Consider the following 1,608-nt stretch of genomic DNA (forward strand, 5'->3'; position numbering starts at 1 on the left):
GCATGTCGTGGCTCACCACTGGGCGGCCGCGCCACAGGCAGGTTCCGGGATCGGTGCTGTCCACCGCGCCGGTCGCGTCCGGGCGGGCCAGCCAGATTTCGGTGGCGCTGCGCAGGTTGGTGGTTTCGATCTGTTCGGGGGTGATGACGATGTCCATGGGCAGGTTCTCAGTGGAGGCCTGCTTTGGAACGCGGGGGGCTGGGGGAGTTCGGCTTGCTGGGCGATGGGGGCTCGATGGCCCCTCACCCAGCCCTGCAGAACAACCCAGCCACCCACCGACCCTGGGGTCAGATACCTTCGCGGGCAATATCCATGGCGAAATAGGTAAAGATCAGATCAGCTCCGGCACGCTTGATCGCGCCCAGACTTTCCCGAACGATACGCTGCTCATCCACCGCACCGGCCTGCCCGGCAAACTTGATCATGGCGTACTCGCCACTCACCTGATAAGCCGCCAGGGGCAGGCGGGAGGCCTCGCGAATGTCACGGATGATATCCAGGTAAGCACCCGCTGGCTTGACCATCAAGGCATCGGCGCCTTCCTGCTCGTCCAGAAGCGACTCACGCACCGCCTCACGACGGTTCATGGGGTTCATCTGATAGGTCTTGCGGTCGCCCTTCAGTGCAGTGCCGCCTGCTTCACGGAACGGGCCGTAGAAGGAAGACGCGAATTTGGTCGAATACGCCATGATCGAGGTATCGAAAAAACCTGCGCCGTCCAACGCACTTCGAATCGCCTGGACCTGACCGTCCATTGCCGCCGACGGCGAGATGAAATCGGCACCGGCACGCGCCGCGACCACGGCCTGCTTGCCCAGATTGATCAAGGTAGCGTCGTTATCCACGTGCTCCCCATGCATCACGCCGCAGTGACCGTGGGAGGTGTATTCGCAAAAGCAGGTGTCGGCCATGACGATCATTTCCGGCACCGTGCTCTTGCAGATGCGAGCAATGCGCGCGACCAGCCCGTCGTCCTTCCAGGTGTCGCTGCCATCGGCGTCCAGATGGTGGGAAACGCCGAATGTCATCACCGATTTGATGCCGGCGCGCGCATAGCGCTCGATCTCCCCGGCCAGCTTCGACTCGGGAATACGCATGACACCGGGCATGCTGCTGATAGGGACGAAATCGTCGATTTCTTCTTCCACGAAAATGGGCAGGACCAGATCACCCAGGTTGAACTCGGCTTCCTGGAACATATCGCGAAAGGCTTCGGAGCGCCGCAGACGCCGAGGACGCGCGGTTGGAAACTGGCTAGACATCATTGATTCCAAGGTTGTTGTCGCACAAGGAGGTAGATGATAACGCCAGAAGCGCAGAAAAGGCTCGGCCATTTGGGCGGTGGATGGCGCTGAGGGGTGCTAGAGATTGTCGCACCTTTGCCTGGGCTGAGCAGACCCATTGCCAGCCATCTTCATCGACCACCCACGAATCAAGCGCAACTTCCACAGCCACCCCAAGGTCAACCCCCAACATCTTCACCGCGATTTCCTCGCGAACTCAATGTGGGATAGATCCAGATGCCAAGTACAGACACCCAAGGTTCAGCACCCTCCTCCTTCACCGACAGCGCCCGCGACCAGCTGGCCATCGACACCATTCGCACGC

1 protein-coding gene is annotated in these 1,608 nt (G+C 60.9%); it reads right to left on the reverse strand.

What is annotated here, in order from left to right; genetic code table 11:
• Window positions 1-287: 287 nt before the first annotated feature.
• Window positions 288-1,262, reverse strand: a complete 975-nt coding sequence (gene hemB / locus B3397_RS17745; protein ID WP_296252605.1) for a porphobilinogen synthase — start codon at window positions 1,260-1,262, stop codon at window positions 288-290.
• Between the last annotated feature and the right edge of the window lie 346 nt (window positions 1,263-1,608).

Source organism: Pseudomonas sp. UBA4194 (assembly GCF_002379585.1).
Taxonomy (GTDB): Bacteria; Pseudomonadota; Gammaproteobacteria; order Pseudomonadales; family Pseudomonadaceae; genus Aquipseudomonas.